Below are 17,665 nucleotides of genomic sequence, written 5' to 3'. Positions count from 1 at the left end.
TAATGAAATACCATTTATCGTTAATGACTAGAATCCATTCAACGGATTCATGTGCCTAATTCAACTTATATTCGCCCTTACTTCGCGAGATTTCTTTTACTGAAGGGTCATCAAGCGGCCCTTTTATTTCATATTGAATTTTAGTAAATACATCCACGACCGGAGATAATACTTTGGTAATCGCAAAAACAGCAATGGCGGCCTGTGGTGTCACCGCAAATGCAGCAACTAATGGAATACTGGATGTTAGGTCTGGAATAAATGTCACTTCGGCATCCACTAACTGCGTATTAAGATCCGCTTTACCTCGTAAACTTAGATCCCCTGCCGAGCCATCCATATCCAGATCATTTGTAATGAATACACCTTTACTTATTTTTCCAGTGCCCGAAATAGAATCAAACGTCATACCATTATCAAACACTCCCGTAAAATCGAGTTTCATTTTACGAATAATCGAATCTAAACTAAACAAGCCTAACAAACGTGCAGCACCGTTGACATCTGTGATAACACCATCTTTAAATTTGGTCTTAACATTACCATTCAACGTTTCCGTTTTAACCGACCAAGGTGCACCATCCCAGTTGGAGTTTATCTCAATATCAAAAGAGGCTTTTTGAATTCCAGAATTAATCCCAAATCGCTCCATAACATCCGAATTGTTTTTTCCAGTCAGACTAAAATTAAAATCGGAATGGCTCTTATTACCCGACAATTGCCACCAACCAGTTGCTTTTAAATGATTAGATCCAGTATTAAAATCAAGGTTCTTCCACACCAACTTATCTTTTTCACGCTTCAACTGCATGTCAACTTTTCCGACCTTATAACCTTGCAGCCAAAGATCACCAACTTTCAAAACTAAATTCGGCATATTTTCATGGAACTTTCTATCAAATGAGCTAATTAAAGGCTCTTCTTTTGGCAGATTTCGAATAAGCTTTTCATCTTTGCTTTTTTCCCATTGTGGAACAAAAATATGCACACTGTTTAGGTTTAAATCTAAATCTCGATTATTACGAAAAGAGCCACTACCCACGGCTTCACTACTCGATACTTTCATTTTCCAATCATGGGCTTTATGTACGGCATTAAATTTCACTTTATGCCAATCAAGCTCACCAAGAGTTAACGTTTGAGTATTAACATCAACCACTTCTGGCATCGGTATTGCTGGGAAATGAATCCCCGACCGCGTAGTTTTGTTGTCTACCGCCGTCACTTTTATCCCATCGGTATGAGGAACAAGCTTCACCACTTTAGGATCGTTATCAACTCCTTCAACTTTGACTAAGCGGGTTTCATCCAAAATAAAATCCAGCCAATTGTCTGCATTAAATTTATGCCGATTGACAGAAACAAAGTGCCCACCAATAGGGCTAACTTTAAAGTCACCACGCCCCACAACAAGGTTGGTTGCCGTTAGCACTGGTGTCGATGGGCGAATATCGATATCGGCTTGGTATTTAACTTCCGGTAATGTCACTCTGGCATTCAGTACTTGTTGGTTTCCTGCTGCTTGTAAACGCGCTTTTACTTTTATTCCCAATGCTTTACCAAGTGGCTCAGGGTAATTACTGGTTAAATATTCCAGATCCGATCCACCATCTATTTGGTAGGTAAAACCGACATCATTTAACTGAATATCAACCCCTAAATTCCAAGGTGCATGTCCAGAAAGAGGGGTTAACCAAGATGAAGGAACCTCCTTTCTTAGTTTCACTAAATCGGCATCTCCCACAACATCAATACTCACACCATAGCCTTTGCTTTGGTTTTGCCCACTAAAATCCAAAGAAATAGGTTGTTTAAGTAAGCTGGCTTTAATTCCAGCTCCTTTCACTACATCATTATCAAATGTAATTTTGCCTGTCGCCTTTTCCAGTTGAATAGGCGGGCTTTGAACTTCGATAGGGTTGTTTTTTAATTTAGCGTATCCCGTCACACTTGCATCATCACCATTAAATGGCACCGTAATGGTAAACTTAGATCCAACAGGGCCAGAGACTTTCACCGCCGTTAATGCGGCGCCAACAGAGTCGACCAAGGGAGTAGCCATCATGTAATCGCGTATAGCAGAACCTTCAGCTTGGGCTTGAGCCGTAATTTCAATATGTCCCCCTTCAGACAAGCTTGGGATCACACCGGAAACGTGCTGAGCTTTCACATCCATTAATGTTGCTGAATCTGAATCTAAATACATAGAGTCGTTATGAAATAAGAGGTTTAACTGTAAATCGGTAATCGGTGGCCACGCGGTATCAAAACTAAATCGACCATCCTGTAGTCCAACCTTCACCTGAAATACGCCCTTATTATTCTGATAAGGAAAGTCGTCTAATGAACCGTACCAAAGAATCTTTGCCGTTTTTGCACTGCCACCTTGTATCGCCGTTGATAAATAATTGGTTAAATCTCTCCCAAGAGCAAGAGTGGGTAAATAACGCCAAGTTTCGCCAGCTTTCTTGGCATCAGCTTCTGCATATATGGCTAAAAATGGAGATTTACCTTTCGGGAAATCCAATTTGAATTCCCCAATAGCTTCAAGATCGGGTGTTTTCACTTGTATTTTATCCGCCCAAATCCTCCAACCTTGATCATCACTCTGCCAAACCAAATTTACTTTACCGTCATTAATAACTAAAGGGGCTTGAAATACATCACCATAAGGAAGCGTGTCGTCTTTTAAGGTCGCCTTAATCGACGCAGTATTTAAATCTCCCGTAATATCTGCCGATAACTTATGAACCTCAGGCAACAATTCCCACTGCTTTATGCCCACATCAACGAGCTTGGCTGAGTACGTGAATTGTTTTAGTTCTTTGGGTAAATCAATGCGAATATCTTGAATGGTTCCAGTTGGTTCAATTTTCTTTATCCAATCCATCGCCGAGTCATCTTTTGAAGATAACCCCACTAGTGGCGTCAAATTACCCACTTGTAATTGAGAAACATTGATCGCTTGATGATCGGGTTGAAAATTGACTGAAAAACGAAATTGGGGCCACTTAATTTGGTTCGTTTCAATATCAAATTGCTGCCCCTGAATAAACCAACCTTTATCTTTTGGTTTTAATTTAACCACTCCATGAAGAATATTCAGCTGATGAGGTTGCTTCTCATCTCCCCAAATGAGATGTGATGGTAATAATTCGACTAAAGCATCCGTTGGTTTACCTTGTTTTAAACTAAACCAACTGTTTAAACTGACACGGCCAGAGTGGATTGTCGTAGAATCTTTAAGGTAGGCTGTCATCCAAGGTGTCACGCGGATATTTTGCCCTGAAACAAAAAAGTCCCCATCAATAAAACGTAGGTCACCTTTTTCACGAAAATTCGCGATCACAGAAATTTTATTAAGATTTCCACCAGCAATACTAACGACACCTTCGGCTTTATGATTATGACCATCATTTTGCCAACGGAGGCGATCAATATCTAAACGGCGTACCTCACCATTCAGTGCCAAATATTGGACACTTGAATCCACTAGTGAAAACTCACCTAACTGTTTAAGGAAGACATTTTGTATATTTTTTATTGAATCCAATGTATCAGCTTCGGGAGCTTGCGGCTCACTGTCATCTGGAAGCAAAGGCCATCGACTAACATCAGCATTTAAACCTTGAATTTCGACATTGGCTAGTTTAGGTTTCAAATGAATCAAGGAAGACAGAAGATCCAATTCGCCATCAACTCGGCTAACCGTGAGAATCGGTTTATTTTCATTTGGCAGCAAAATTTGTAAGTTTTTTAAAGCGAGCGAAGGGCTAATATTTCCCCAATAGCCTTTTATATCCTGAACTTTAAAATGCAAGCCCGTTGTTTCAAGTAGTTGAGCTTCAATATCACTACGGTACTGATTTAAGTTAGGTAGGAATAACCGTAGCGCCGTTACCGTAACGGCTAACAACACCGCGACGGTTAACACCATCCATAATAAAGATCGCCAAAGGCGTGTGGCAAGAGTCACTAGCTTACTCCATTACATCATGACGACATCAAATTGCTCTTGTACATACAAGGGCTCAGCATGAATTTTCACTTGTTTTCCAATGAAAAGCTCTAATTCAGCTAAAGCGTGAGACTCTTCTCCTTGCAAGGTGTCTGCCACGGCCGCTGAGGCATACACTACAAACCTATCTGCATCATAAGCTCTGTTCACTCGTGTAATCTCACGTAATATTTCATAGCATACGGTTTCAACCGTTTTAACTGAACCTCGCCCCTTACAAGTTGGACACCCAGAACACAGAACATGTTCAATACTTTCTCGTGTCCTTTTACGTGTCATCTCAATGAGTCCCAATTGAGTAAAACCGTTAATATTGGTTTTGACGCGATCTTTCGATAAAGCCATATCCAGTGATTGAATCACTCGACGACGGTGCTCATCTTCTAGCATATCAATAAAATCAATAATGATAATACCGCCTAAATTACGTAAACGCAGTTGACGAGCGATGGCTTGAGTCGCTTCAATATTGGTATTAAAAATCGTTTCTTCTAAATTACGACGTCCAACAAATGCCCCTGTATTAATGTCAACCGTGGTCATAGCTTCCGTTTGGTCGATAATCAAGTAGCCACCTGATTTCAATTCAACTTTACGATCCAAAGATCGTTGAATCTCATTTTCGGTATCGTACATATCAAAAATAGGCTTATCACCATGATATAATTCTAATCGCTCAGTTAACTCAGGTACAAACTCGGAAGTGAACTCTAAAAGAGTCTCGAACGCCAAACGAGAATCGACCTGAATTCGGCTAATCTCAGTTCCAACAAAATCACGTAAAATACGTTGTGCCAAACCAATCTCACCATAGAGCATAGACTTAGTTTTATATTTACCGCGACGTTCATTAATTTTATTCCATAAACGCTTTAAGAAGGCAGCATCTTGCGCCAACTCTGCACTATCCGCCCCCTCCGCAGCAGTACGAATAATAAAACCGCCATTTTCATCGCAATACGGTAATACCGTTTGCTTTAAGCGTTCGCGCTCCGATTCATCATCAATACGCTGAGAAACACCAACATGGGCCGCTCCCGGCATAAAAACTAAATAACGCGATGGCAATGTAATATCGGTTGTTAGACGAGCACCTTTCGTACCAAGTGGATCTTTGACGACTTGTACAACTAAATCTTGACCTTGACGTACTAATTCTGCGATATCACGTACTTGAAATTGCTTCTTTTCATTTTCGGCGACACATTCAGTATGAGGAACGATATCGGAAGCGTGAAGAAACGCCGCTTTATCCAATCCAATATCCACAAAAGCCGCTTGCATACCTGGTAATACTCGGCTGACCTTACCTTTATAAATATTGCCGACAATGCCACGACGAGACTCTCGCTCAATATGAATTTCTTGTAATAAGCCAGCCTCGATCATAGCAACTCGAGTTTCACTTGGCGTAACGTTAATCAGTAATTCTGCACTCATAATGTGCCCCATAAATTTTGTCTATTGATTAGATAGGAATGCATTTAACAACAAATCCGTTTCCATTAATGGCAATCCCATCACTGCATGAAAGCTTCCTTCAATTCGGGAAACAAATCGCCCACCAATGCCTTGAATGCCATAACTACCCGCTTTATCACATGGTTCACCCGTCTGCCAATAGGCTTCTATTTCTTGTTCGGTTAACGGTTTAAACCATACATCGGTAATAACAGTTTTAGTTTGATATTCAGTGGAAGTTGCAACAGTGACCGAAGTCATGACTTGATGTTTTCGATTCGATAAAGACTGCAACATACGCTTGCAATCTAAATAATTGATTGGTTTTTCTAATACATGGTTATCAACTACCACAATGGTGTCTGAACCTAAAACAGGTAACGTTTGTTGACCATAAATTTTTAATGCTAGCTCTACACCCGCTTGAGCTTTTTCACGTGACAAGCGTTCAACGTAATGACTAGGGCACTCATCAACTTGTTGTTGTTCTTCAATATTAGGGACGACAATATCAAACTGGTATCCTAATTGAGTCAGTAATTCTTTACGACGAGGAGAGCCTGAAGCTAAGAAAAAGGTAGGTTTTGGTGACTGGTTTGATGACATTGACATAAAGCACCACTTATTTGAGAAATACCTGTTTGTAACCTACAAGAGAATCAAAAACAGGTATAAGAATTTAACGCATCTGCCAGCGTCGTCTGACCCTTCTTAATAGCAAAAACATCCAAGGCCACAAAATACAGTTTACCGCACCCGCCCAAAGTAAATGCGGGTTAAATTCAACATCTTTTAGTATAAATTCGCCAAAAAACTCTAAAAACTCCCCCAATATACTGATCAGGCCAATTAATACCGCTTGCTGCCAAAGTGCCATATTACGAAGCATCTGGAAATTCAGTGCCACAATATAGGCAACCACCGACATCACTATACCGTGAACTCCTAAGGTGGTTCCAATGACTAAATCCCACATTAAGCCAAGAATGAGAGCTGACCCCACATTCACTCGATGTGGCAAAGCTAAAATCCAATAACAAGTGATCAGAATAGTCCATGTCGGGCGCATCATCTCTAATGGTCCTGGCCACGGAACCGCTTGTAAAATCAAGGCAATAATAAACGAGATCCAAATGATCAGTTTAGTGCGAAATATATTATTTCTCATGGCTGAACCACCTGCTGATTTTCTGCTTGCTCAACCGTCTGTGCCTGTTTTTGCCTTTCTTGGTCTGGCCATACCAAGAGCAGGTAACGTAAACGTTCAAACTCAACTACAGGTTTGGCTTCAATTTCAGAAAAAGGGCGACGATTATCATTTTTAACACTCGTCACATAAGCAACAGGATAACCTTCAGGATAACGCCCACCTAAGCCAGAAGTCACCAGCAAATCACCAGTACGGATATCGGTACTCGTTGGAATATGTTCAAGTTGAATGGCGTCGGTATCACCATTTCCTGCGGCGATAACACGAATGTCATTACGCAAGACTTGGACTGGAATTGAATTATTGCTGTCAGTTAGAAGCAGCACTCGGCTGTTGTGTGCAGAGACATTCACCACTTGCCCAACAATGCCTTTTTCATTAATTACGGGTTGGCCTTCATAAACACCATCAGTATGACCTTTATCGATCACAACTTCGTGACGATAAGGTGATGAATCAACCGCCATCACTTCCGTTACTACTTTACGTTCATCTCGAATATAAGGAGAACCGAGTAATTGACGAAGACGGTTATTTTCTTCTTTATATTGCTCCAATAACAACAAATTACTTTTTAAGATTAATACTTCATTTTTCAATGCATTATTGTTATCAACTAACGTTTTCATATTATTGAAGCGTTCATACATTCCATCAAACATACTACGAGGCAAATTGGCCGCATATTGCAAAGGAGCAACTGAACTATTGAGTAAATATCGGACGTTTGAAAAAGTATCTAAACGACTATCAGCTAGCATTAAGCTAGCCGATAAAATTAAAGCGAAAAATAAACGCAGTTGTAGGGATGGGCCTTGGCCAAAAATCAATTTCATGCGAAAAAATCGTAGTCTTTATCTATAAACCCAATGTAATTGAAGTAGCAGTGAGGAAGAAAGTGAATGAGACTCCCAGCTCCCCATTTATCAAAAAGAAGGGGCTTGTCTCGGCCTTTTCTTATATAAAGAGAGCGGCGAATAAACGCCGCCAATAAAGCTGCAGCTTCAAGTGCGAAGGATTTATTCTTCACTAAAAAGATCACCACCGTGCATATCAATCATTTCTAACGCTTTACCACCACCTAACGCAACACACGTTAGTGGTTCATCGGCCACAACCACAGGAATCCCCGTTTCTTCAGTTAAAAGACGATCGATATCTTTTAGCAATGCGCCACCGCCAGTCAACACCATGCCATTTTCTGAAATATCAGACGCTAATTCAGGTGGGCATTGCTCAAGAGCAACCATCACAGCAGAAACAATACCAGACAGAGGCTCTTGAAGTGCTTCTAAAATTTCATTTGAATTTAATGTGAAGCTACGAGGAACACCTTCTGCAAGGTTACGACCACGAACTTCCATTTCCATGACCTCATCGCCAGGATACGCTGAACCAATTTCATGCTTGATTTTTTCAGCTGTTGCTTCACCAATTAAGCTGCCGTAGTTACGACGAACATAGTTAATGATTGCTTCATCAAAACGGTCACCACCAATACGCACAGAAGAAGAGTAAACCACACCGTTTAATGAAATAACGGCAACTTCAGTTGTACCACCACCAATGTCAACAACCATTGACCCTGTAGGCTCTGATACTCGAAGCCCTGCACCAATCGCAGCTGCCATTGGTTCATCAATCAAATACACTTCACGAGCACCAGCACCTAGTGCTGATTCACGAATGGCACGGCGCTCAACTTGTGTAGAACCACAAGGTACACACACTAATACTCGAGGGCTTGGTTTTAAGACACTGTTGTCATGCACTTGCTTGATAAAGTGTTGCAACATTTTTTCCGTAACATAAAAATCAGCAATCACACCATCTTTCATCGGACGAATAGCGGAAATATTGCCTGGAGTACGGCCTAACATTTGTTTAGCTTCATGACCAACAGCGGCAACACTTTTCGCCGTACCTGTACGATCTTGACGAATAGCTACGACAGAAGGTTCATCAAGGACAATGCCTTGGCCTTTTACATAAATAAGAGTGTTGGCTGTACCTAGATCGATTGAAAGATCATTTGAAAACATACCACGAAGTTTCTTGAACATATTCTTCGTTATCCTAAGAGCGATAGAAGGAAATAAAATTGTGCTAAATGTACCAATGCACTGGGCTGTCGGCAAGCTTTAACCTACAACCATATAACAATAGTGCTTATTCTTACACAAAGTTAACTCAAGTAGAGGTATATTTCATTATTGCTCTGTATATATGTGCGATTAATGCGAAACCAAATTCGGCTCACCTCGATAGATAATTCGATCATTACCTCGGTAAGCACCAAAAATGATCACAGCTGAAGGATCTTCGTCTCCAAAATCTCGCCAATTAAATTGAAGCCATGGTTGAGTTCCATTTGGCCAACTACACATTGTTCCCTCTGGTTGTGTAATACCTTGTCTTAAAAACAAGCGTACAAACTCTCTTTGAGACGTCGTTTGAGCGGCTCGAACAATATCGGATTTCCCTAAATTCACCGCTTGCTTCCCATTCGTATTCACGGTGTCAGTCAAATACGCATCGCTATTGCTCAAATTGCTAAGACCACAATACTCTTTAGTTATAAACTGACTACCATTATCATCTGAATTCGAAATGTAACTTTCTCCATCCCAAAACTCTGTACGCAGTGGCACTTGGATAGGCCCTCCAATAGAACCACTGACACTGTCTAATGTCATACGTCCATATCGAAAGTCAGGTTGAAGGGTAAACTTTAAACCAATATCAACAGTACCATCACCATCCGCATCTAGCGTAATCTTGTCACTAGCATCAAGACCAGTAAAATCAAAATCCACATCGTCGACTTTTTTGATAACCGCAATACCAAACTTCGCATTGGTCGAATCATAAGGGCCATCTGGCGTTGAAGTATATTCAGAATTATGAACATTCGTTATTTCTTGTTTATAAAATTGAAAGTCGTCATCTTGCACATCATATTGAGCATTACGCTGAGTGACCTCACCACCGTTCAAGGTTTCATACCATCCATACAGTGGCTGATCGTTTAAGGGTAAACGACTTAATAAGCTTTGCCCATTGATGCTATTTATCGCCGTTAATGCCAACTTATCTTGTAAACTTTGGGCAAACAAACCGTAATTCCAAGTCGCCAAGTCATCAGCACTTTGTGCCTCTATTGTATAATTCATACCAATAGGTTGATTCATGTAAGCAAAACCATCATGACCTGCCGCATAATCCCAATCATTAGAGACGTAGACTAAGTGATGAGGATAAAAGCGGCCAATATTTCTATAACCAAGGTTAATATCCATATCCAAATAATTGGCAAGTGTGCCTGCGGTTGCTTTTATACTGCCCACTTCTTGCCACTTTAGACTTCCATAGCGGTAATATTTATCACCATTATTCGCGACACCATCATGCGCTCGGTCTAGGCCATCTTCCGATATTAACCCTGAACTTAAGCGGCCATTTTCTGGGGTGGCTAATTCACTACCCACTTCAACCGTTGCCGTCGGCGCCTCTGTAATGAAGAAGTTTTGTGTCACCGCTGCATTACAAAAATTGCTCACCTCAATATCACCAGTTAAAGCCCCTCCGGTTTGCCACACAATTGGTTTCACTTGTAAACCAAATAACTCACCCGCAGGCATAAACGCTGCGCCAATATCTGAAGTCCCATTCATATCCCGACCAGTTGGCTCACAAATGGCAAACGTCCACGGACGTACATCCACATTGGCGAGACCTTGTAAGGTGGTGACATTTTCTTTCGTTTGATCATCATTGGTGATTTCACAGCCATCGTAATCAGCCGGACACACAAAGTTAGGGTCGGTCAATAGGAAGTTTAACGAACCGGATTCTTGGTACGTTAAATATCCAGTCGCTTTCGCATCCTCAGAAAACTCGAGCGTGACATCCGTATCGCTATAGTTATTACTTTCGGTCGCGCTAACTTTTAAGTCACCGTTGATAGCACCTTGAGCCATGGTTGGTGTAGCTAAGTTGACCTTCGAAACCGTTAACTTTTTATTGCCACGGTAACCTTTCACGGGAGTTACTTTATCGTTTTTACAAGCAAGAACTTGCACATTAAATGCAGTGGGATGCGCCGCTACTGCTTTCACGAGCTCAACATCAAATTGATAAGGGCCAAATAAAACATTACCTGAGTCAGTCACACCAGAATCATCAGTTAATTGCGCTTTCACTGTGTATTCTGCCAGTGCCTCAGATTTAACAGGAACCTTAACAATACCTTGATTGGGTGTATAAATATAATCACTGTTTTTGCTCCCTACCGTCGGTTCGGATGGTGTTAAACCGGAAGGATAACTTGCTGTAATGGTGCCGGAATAGCCAGTCGCCACCCTGCCATCTTCATCATAAACCGTATAGATTAATTCTGGTGCTTGGCATAATAGTGCGAACTGGTAATCAGGCGTGACATCCAAGGTATAGCTAGTATCAGGCGTTGGATTGAAACATTTTCCTGATGAAATAATATGAGAATTGGCTGTATCCATTTGAAGCTTATTCGCTGAAATCGCACCATAAATAGTAATGTCATTACTTAAAATAAGATTTTTCGCCAAAATATAACCATAAAAAGCCATATTAGGATTTGTTATCCTGATAGTTGCTTCAGGTCCATACAATAAACTACTTTGAGCACCGCTTGCATAGCTAAATGCAACACTATTATTTAATTGCCAACTAGTTTGTATTTTAATTTGAACATTATCTTCAAAAGTAATACTTGGAGCCTGTGTAAATGACGCCGTATCAACCGTTGTTACACTATTGGCTTTGAATACAACATCAACATTATTAGAGTTAACCTGTAGGTTTTTTATCGTATGTACACCATCAATGATAATCGTGTAATGCTCTCCATTATAACTCGCCACTGATAATTTACTGATGTCACCATCAATCGTTACCGTTGTACCTGTATTATCGGTTGTACGAGTACACAATTCAGAGGTATCGCACATTTCATACCCCCCACCGGAATTATAAGGTGGGCTAATATCAACATCAGCACTACCATTGGCTGGAAAGCTAACATTAAGCAGTGGTGGTGGTGCTATTTTTCTTGTATCGACATCTGCTCCACCGGTATCACAAGGAGCTGTATCACAGGTGCCGGGAGCATGCAGGTTACTCTGGTCAGTAGTTTCATCAAATCCAATTTTTAGGACATCTATCGTGCCGTATTCACCATCTGAGTAACCATTTTTAATATAATTATCTTCAATATAACTTTCTGTCCAGCCAACAATATCTTGTCCGTTCTTACCATTATTCATAATAAGCTGACTAGGAGGATAACTTGAGTAATCACTGCTTCCTGCAGTAACCCAACTTTGAGCTGGCTCAGGGAAGTACTCGCAAAAATCATTAGGTGTAGGGTCGGGAGGCTTGCTCTCATCATCACCACAACCACCAGCACCATTAATCACATTATTCCTTCCAGAAATGGAGATAGCATTACCAGTAAACCCGCCATTAAATGAGTTATTCTCTCCTCCTAAATTCAACCCTTGCGACGTTGTGTTATCAACATAAAAATGCGCATAAGCAACAATTGATGCTGTTTTATCACTGGTCGTAATACTTGCTGTAGAACCATGCCCAATGAAAAGTAAGCTCTTACTATCCCCACCATCATTGATGTGAATCTTATCCCCTACTTTTGTTGAAGATAAATCGAATGTTTTATAGTGAATAACAACGGTGCCATCTATTGATAATTGACTCCCACTACCAAATTTAATTGTGTTATACCAATATTCGCCAGAAGATAATGTGTGAGTGGTACCCGGTACAATATCAAGTGAATTACCGGTAAATTTATCTTGTAAATCTAAGGGATAGCCTTCTGTATGCAAGGAAGTATTAAGCTTACATTTTTGGGGGCCTGTAGCTGAAGGGTAGTAACAATAATCAGCTCCTGCGCTAAAAAATGACATTAACGAATCATCTTTAGGCAAGATAACTTTATTCTCTTCACCTGCATTTGCGATAGCTATTGATAGGTTACCGTAAGGTGCACCATCATCACCATTGGTAAAGTAATTTGTCTGCAAAGTATTTGGGACATAGGTACAAATATCCGGTACAGGTATGGGCTCTACGGGTGTCTCTGGCATCCCGGCTTGACAAGATAGTCCATCACCATTAAAACTAATTTCGGTGTTATTTCCCGAATGAAAGGTTGAGGTTTTTGTTTCAACTAATTCCCAATTAGAACTGCCTTTTAATTTACGGTAATAACTTAATTGACCTGTAATATCGTTACCTCTTTTACCGGTCATCTCAAAGTTAAAACGTAAATCGTATGAAGAACTTGCCTTTAAAGTTGAATCGACAATATAAGCAGAAGAGGATCTATTTGACCACATTAAAATGGATTCATTGGCTTTTTTAGCATAAATATTATATGTATCAGAGGCATCATAGTTATCAATATTAGCGGACACACTAAAATCATTTGAGGGGTTAACCTTACACTGTTCAGCAGCATAAGTTCCCAAAGAAACCAACAACGTGAAAATGGCAACAAAAGCCCGAAAAAATGCCATCACTTAATCCCTTTCACAACGACTTGCTGAGCACGCTCGACTTGATACAACCCTTCTCCACCACAACTCGCTACAGACTCAACCGTGTAGTAACGATATTTTTCATACTCTTCTGGAATATTCTGATAAGAACAAGTAACCGATGTGATCTTGCAATGGCCGCTGCTTGTTAATGTCGGCGTGTAGGATTCCCAGTTTCCATTAATCGCATCACAACGCGGTTTTAGGTGACTACTCGCAGCTGACTCACCTAAAGGATAGAGTTCCGTTAATGCCCACTCGTTAGAGGAATGCGCCATAAACCAAGCTTGTGTCCCTAATAATTCACGAGTTTGCGTATCTTGATTCGACCACTCTAAACGCGCCATCACACCTGCGAGTAACCCCATCACGACAATCACAAAGATTACCACGATCAAAACACTACCAGACTGTTTGATTGGTAACTGGTTATATTGGTTAGACCTAATATTTATGGCGCTCATTTTCATCGCGATTATTCACTCAAATCTAAGGTACGTTAAGCACTTGAATATCATCATCATACTGACTTTTCTCATCACCACGTTGAAATAAAAGGGTCATATGAATCAAACCACTACGAGAAAGTGAAACACCGTCACTGCCAGACCCATCATTAAACGAACCAGAAGTGATATTTTGGCCTATTTGGTCAGGTTTTTCGTCATTTTCTTGACGCGTAATCGTTGTTGAAGAAATACAGTATTGAACTTTTTCATTATAAAGATACAAACGATTACCCACCGAGTTATTAACGTTGCCAGCATCAAAGTCTGACTCGGTCTGTGTGCTGTAAATCGGCGTGTCATTGCCCTCACTATCCTTTAGCTTTACCACGCCACTTAAAAAAATGCTTTTACTGCTAGCGGTATTTAGATCATCAGGCCTATTCGGATTAACCACGAGCTTCAACCCATTTAAATCGTCAGAATTGGGTTCAGCACTGACCACAACAAAACGAAATGGATTTCCTCCCGAAACAGGCAGCACGACATAAGCACCCGCGTACTTTATAGGGTAAAAAGAAACGCATTTCCCTCCTTCGGTCACAGCAAAACTATTCGGAACCGAGTGACGTATTTCTCTAGTCATTTTTTCAACCACGAAACGAGCTTGATTCTGTAAGGCTTGTCTATCAACGGTATCTGCATAACCTTTTGTGCCAAGTTCAATAAACCCCGCAATTCCCATAACCATGATCCCCATGACCACCATGGTAACGATGAGCTCAATAAGGGTGAAACCTTGTTGCTGGCTTCGCTTCAACCGGCTCATTAGTAGTTGCCTCTATAAGCCGTTAATTTGAAGGCTTCAAATTGGCTTGCAGAAATGTTTAGTTTAATTTTACGCATAACGTGCGGTGCGGTACTTTGCATATTGGTCACAGTGACATCAACGACAAAATTGGGGTACTGGGTGGCAATATCTTTACCTAATATATCAGTCAGCGGTTTTTCTGGTAGCGATGAACATAATGCTTTACTGGATGCGCTGGTGTACCAACACCCGATATAATCATCCACATCATTGAAAAAACTGGCATCGGTTTCACCTTTATCCGTCTCTGCGCCTAATTTAGTCGTACACGGATTGGGTTGATTATTCACATCATTTTCATCACAGCGATAAATTCCGCCACTAGGATCACTATTATCATCAAAGCCGCGAGACAATATCGTATTCATCATACTTTGCCCCAAAGCAGATGCTCGAACTTGGTATTGAGGAATACCAGAATTCTCAACACGAGGAAAAAAAAGTGAAAACAATACGGTCATGGCAAGCCCCATAATAACCATGGCAACAATGCTTTCAATTAAAGTAAACCCCGTTTGTCGGCAAGTCACTGAAACGAAAGGGGACCGATATTTACTTGTCACAAATATCTCTCCCTAAATCCGGTTGATAAACAAATCCTTGAGAATTAATACAAATAAAAGTACTTTCAACAGTATTGGTAATGTCTTTAATCGTGATTTTATATTGGCCTGCACAGTTGCTCCCATTGGCATCACAAAGCCCTTCAGGACGGCCCAGCAGATCAAAAGTGATCATAGAGGTATCTGCTGTAACAGGTGCTTCGACTTGAAAGTTCATTTGTTGATTATCAAATTCAACCTTACTGCTAAATCCAATGCCTTGATCTGGCTGATTATCGCAAGCAGGTTTAGAGCCTAAGCAATCACGACTAACCGATAAAATATAGTTAACATTGCTGGCTCCAGATTGAATATTAGATTGCATACGGGCAAGCTGAATTTGACGAATAACTGAAATGGTTTGCGCTTGTGCGGCATAAGGGGAAAAAGAAGATGGCCCTTGAAAACGACTGGCTGCATACACCGATAAAATACCGATAATAATAATCACAACAATAAGTTCAACGAGAGTAAACCCTCGCTGCTCTTTAAACTTATGAGGCATACACTAACCTTAAAAAAATAACCGCCACATAAGATATAGGGGTTAATTTCCGTATTATTAATTGATCAATTTGTCGACGAGAACAAAGTACAATGATCAATGACATCGCCATATTTAGTATCATTTTCGATAGTCACAATAGCTGGTTGGTTTTCTGTTGCTTGGCTGTACTTTACGACACAAGCAAAATTATTATAACCATAGGTCACGGTCCCCGAACTAGTCGAAATACCAAAAACTTCTGTTACTCCGGTATCGAGCACAACCCAATCAGAACTTAGCCCATCCACTGCCGCTTCTAAGTCTGACGGTGTTGCCGCCGGATAACCATAAACAATATTAATGGAAGAACTCCCCATCGATACTGTTGAACTCTCTAAATGTTCAATACCTGCAATCGCGGATTTACCATACACAATACTCGCCGCCCCTTTCATGGCACCCGCCAGTCCTTTTAGCGTACTCACTCTTGCGTCATCTTGTAAGTTTAAAAATTTAGGCGCTGCAGTCACAGCAAGAATCCCTAAGATAACGATGACAACGACCAATTCTATGAGGGTAAACCCATTTATTTTTCTCATCATCGACCTACCTTGGGAATATGAATAACCACCAAGGTATTGGTAATTAATTCAAGTTATTATGACTATAATTTATGGTTAATATTTACCATAAATTATTATTATAAGTTGCGCTATTAAAACCAGCTAAAAATGTTGAGATGACTCAATATAAAATAAGACATCTCAACACTTACACTAATAGGGTATTAGTTACCTGTAGCGGTACTTAATGAACAATTTGAAATATTGTCATCAGTAGTGCTCACCGTTACCGTTGCTGGTGTATAAGCATCTAATGCTTGTGTATAAGTAGCAACACAACCAAAACCTTGGTAGCCATAAGAGATACTATTTGTTGCTGCAGAAGGTGGGTTTGATACTTTAACCCAATCTGTATCTAAACCATCCACTACTTTCGCAATACCAGAATCTGTTGCTGTTGGATATCCATAAATGATCTGAACTCCCCCAGACACACTTGGAATAGAAAGGCTTGTTGCAGAAGAAACACTATCAAGCCCAGCAATAGCTGCCTTACCATAAGTGATACCTGCAGCACCTTTCATTGCTCCAGCAAGACCTTTCACCGCACTGACTTTTGCATCGTCTTGAAGGTTCAAAAATTTAGGGGCAGCGGTTACTGCTAAAATACCTAGGATGACAATTACAACCACTAATTCAATTAGGGTGAAACCGTTTTGTTTTTTCATAGTATTATCTCTCTATGTGTTTAAAGTTTATCAAACAACAAGTTATTGTTGTAAGTTCACGGTCACACGACCAGTTTTCATTTCATATAGGAAAGAGTGTTTAGCGCCTTCCTGTTGAAAATATACACAAGAATTAGAGTGTGCTTTTGCTAAATAACGCACATCGGATTTCTTGTCTTCCTCTGCTACATCCACGCTTTGTGTTACTGGTGGATTTTGTAACAAACCCTCCATCAATAATACACAATCTTTATTAGAAATAGAGACAATGTATCGCTGAGAACCTTCGCTAACCGACATAGGATAGCCTTCAATATAATCACTTAACCCTGGAGCCGTTCGATCTGTTAACCATAAATGAGAACCATCAAGATCAATATAATTATATTGATCTTGTCCTGATTTCCTCTTAGGTTTTCTCGCCACTTCCCATTGAGCGCGAGCTGAAACGACACTGGCACTGTAAGCTGCCGCCACACCTTTAATACTGCTTTTTTTCGCTTCCTCTACAATTTGAATATATTTAGGTAAAGCGATAATGGCAATTAAGCTAATCACCACGATAACAATGATTAATTCTAACAAAGAAAAGCCATATTGCTTCTTCATCGCTCTTGCCTATATTCTGAATTAATCAGTACAATATTATACATATCTTGTTGTTTCACTGTGTATTAAAG

At 40.4% G+C, this 17,665-nt stretch carries 14 protein-coding genes; all 14 read right to left on the bottom strand.

Annotated elements, in window-relative coordinates; translation table 11 throughout:
- Positions 1 to 55: 55 nt before the first annotated feature.
- A complete protein-coding gene (locus VCASEI_RS02660) occupies positions 56 to 3,937 on the bottom strand; it encodes a YhdP family protein (RefSeq protein WP_162621056.1) in 3,882 nt (1,293 codons plus the stop codon).
- Between the two features lie 51 nt (positions 3,938 to 3,988).
- Positions 3,989 to 5,458, bottom strand: coding sequence for a ribonuclease G (rng, locus tag VCASEI_RS02655; protein ID WP_086960738.1), 1,470 nt, complete (start codon positions 5,456 to 5,458; stop codon positions 3,989 to 3,991).
- A gap of 21 nt (positions 5,459 to 5,479) precedes the next feature.
- Positions 5,480 to 6,085, bottom strand: a complete 606-nt coding sequence (locus VCASEI_RS02650) for a Maf family protein (protein WP_086960843.1) — start codon at positions 6,083 to 6,085, stop codon at positions 5,480 to 5,482.
- Positions 6,086 to 6,158: 73 nt separating this feature from the next.
- A complete protein-coding gene (gene mreD, locus VCASEI_RS02645; protein ID WP_086960739.1) occupies positions 6,159 to 6,647 on the bottom strand; it encodes a rod shape-determining protein MreD in 489 nt (162 codons plus the stop codon).
- Positions 6,644 to 7,525: a rod shape-determining protein MreC gene (mreC, locus tag VCASEI_RS02640; protein ID WP_086960741.1), complete on the bottom strand. Its 882-nt coding sequence runs from the start codon at positions 7,523 to 7,525 to the stop codon at positions 6,644 to 6,646. Before mreC ends, mreD begins: the two co-directional genes overlap by 4 nt.
- A 183-nt stretch (positions 7,526 to 7,708) precedes the next feature.
- Complete coding sequence (locus VCASEI_RS02630) at positions 7,709 to 8,752, bottom strand: rod shape-determining protein (RefSeq protein WP_086960745.1); 1,044 nt, start codon at positions 8,750 to 8,752, stop codon at positions 7,709 to 7,711.
- A gap of 171 nt (positions 8,753 to 8,923) precedes the next feature.
- Positions 8,924 to 13,267 (bottom strand): DUF6701 domain-containing protein, encoded by a 4,344-nt coding sequence (locus tag VCASEI_RS02625; protein WP_089110570.1) that lies wholly within the window; start codon positions 13,265 to 13,267, stop codon positions 8,924 to 8,926.
- The gene (locus tag VCASEI_RS02620; protein WP_089110596.1) at positions 13,267 to 13,752 is read right to left on the bottom strand and encodes an MSHA biogenesis protein MshP; all 486 of its coding nucleotides are present in this window, start codon (positions 13,750 to 13,752) and stop codon (positions 13,267 to 13,269) included. Before VCASEI_RS02620 ends, VCASEI_RS02625 begins: the two co-directional genes overlap by 1 nt.
- Before the next feature lie 25 nt (positions 13,753 to 13,777).
- On the bottom strand, positions 13,778 to 14,563 hold the full coding sequence (locus VCASEI_RS02615; protein WP_089110571.1) for a PilW family protein: 786 nt from the start codon (positions 14,561 to 14,563) through the stop codon (positions 13,778 to 13,780).
- A complete protein-coding gene (locus VCASEI_RS02610) occupies positions 14,563 to 15,168 on the bottom strand; it encodes a type IV pilus modification PilV family protein (protein WP_238321385.1) in 606 nt (201 codons plus the stop codon). Before VCASEI_RS02610 ends, VCASEI_RS02615 begins: the two co-directional genes overlap by 1 nt.
- Positions 15,158 to 15,712 carry a prepilin-type N-terminal cleavage/methylation domain-containing protein gene (locus VCASEI_RS02605; protein WP_089110572.1) on the bottom strand — a complete coding sequence of 185 codons (555 nt, stop codon included), beginning with the start codon at positions 15,710 to 15,712 and terminating at the stop codon, positions 15,158 to 15,160. The genes VCASEI_RS02610 and VCASEI_RS02605 overlap by 11 nt, the downstream gene beginning before the upstream one ends.
- A 65-nt stretch (positions 15,713 to 15,777) precedes the next feature.
- On the bottom strand, positions 15,778 to 16,296 hold the full coding sequence (locus VCASEI_RS02600; protein WP_394347153.1) for a type II secretion system protein: 519 nt from the start codon (positions 16,294 to 16,296) through the stop codon (positions 15,778 to 15,780).
- A 185-nt stretch (positions 16,297 to 16,481) separates the two neighbouring features.
- Entirely contained in the window at positions 16,482 to 16,985 is a 504-nt protein-coding gene (locus VCASEI_RS02595; RefSeq protein ID WP_089110573.1) for a type II secretion system protein, read from the bottom strand.
- 42 nt (positions 16,986 to 17,027) lie between these two features.
- Positions 17,028 to 17,594: a prepilin-type N-terminal cleavage/methylation domain-containing protein gene (locus tag VCASEI_RS02590; RefSeq protein ID WP_089110574.1), complete on the bottom strand. Its 567-nt coding sequence runs from the start codon at positions 17,592 to 17,594 to the stop codon at positions 17,028 to 17,030.
- Between the last annotated feature and the right edge of the window lie 71 nt (positions 17,595 to 17,665).

Origin of the sequence: Vibrio casei, from assembly GCF_002218025.2 — a bacterium.
Taxonomy (GTDB): domain Bacteria; phylum Pseudomonadota; class Gammaproteobacteria; order Enterobacterales; family Vibrionaceae; genus Vibrio; species Vibrio casei.
The sequence above is the reverse complement of the archived record's forward strand: the minus strand, read 5'-3'. Positions and strand labels throughout refer to the sequence as shown.

What these genes read in the sequence shown, in the direction of transcription:
- VCASEI_RS02660 (WP_162621056.1), bottom strand. Translation starts at nt 3,937, where the DNA reads ATGGTGTTAACCGTCGCGGTGTTGTTAGCCGTTACGGTAACGGCGCTA.
- VCASEI_RS02620 (WP_089110596.1), bottom strand. Translation starts at nt 13,752, where the DNA reads ATGAGCGCCATAAATATTAGGTCTAACCAATATAACCAGTTACCAATC.
- rng (WP_086960738.1), bottom strand. Translation starts at nt 5,458, where the DNA reads ATGAGTGCAGAATTACTGATTAACGTTACGCCAAGTGAAACTCGAGTT.
- VCASEI_RS02605 (WP_089110572.1), bottom strand. Translation starts at nt 15,712, where the DNA reads ATGCCTCATAAGTTTAAAGAGCAGCGAGGGTTTACTCTCGTTGAACTT.
- VCASEI_RS02595 (WP_089110573.1), bottom strand. Translation starts at nt 16,985, where the DNA reads ATGAAAAAACAAAACGGTTTCACCCTAATTGAATTAGTGGTTGTAATT.
- mreD (WP_086960739.1), bottom strand. Translation starts at nt 6,647, where the DNA reads ATGAGAAATAATATATTTCGCACTAAACTGATCATTTGGATCTCGTTT.
- VCASEI_RS02600 (WP_394347153.1), bottom strand. Translation starts at nt 16,296, where the DNA reads ATGATGAGAAAAATAAATGGGTTTACCCTCATAGAATTGGTCGTTGTC.
- mreC (WP_086960741.1), bottom strand. Translation starts at nt 7,525, where the DNA reads ATGAAATTGATTTTTGGCCAAGGCCCATCCCTACAACTGCGTTTATTT.
- VCASEI_RS02590 (WP_089110574.1), bottom strand. Translation starts at nt 17,594, where the DNA reads ATGAAGAAGCAATATGGCTTTTCTTTGTTAGAATTAATCATTGTTATC.
- VCASEI_RS02625 (WP_089110570.1), bottom strand. Translation starts at nt 13,267, where the DNA reads ATGGCATTTTTTCGGGCTTTTGTTGCCATTTTCACGTTGTTGGTTTCT.
- VCASEI_RS02615 (WP_089110571.1), bottom strand. Translation starts at nt 14,563, where the DNA reads ATGAGCCGGTTGAAGCGAAGCCAGCAACAAGGTTTCACCCTTATTGAG.
- VCASEI_RS02630 (WP_086960745.1), bottom strand. Translation starts at nt 8,752, where the DNA reads ATGTTCAAGAAACTTCGTGGTATGTTTTCAAATGATCTTTCAATCGAT.
- VCASEI_RS02650 (WP_086960843.1), bottom strand. Translation starts at nt 6,085, where the DNA reads ATGTCATCAAACCAGTCACCAAAACCTACCTTTTTCTTAGCTTCAGGC.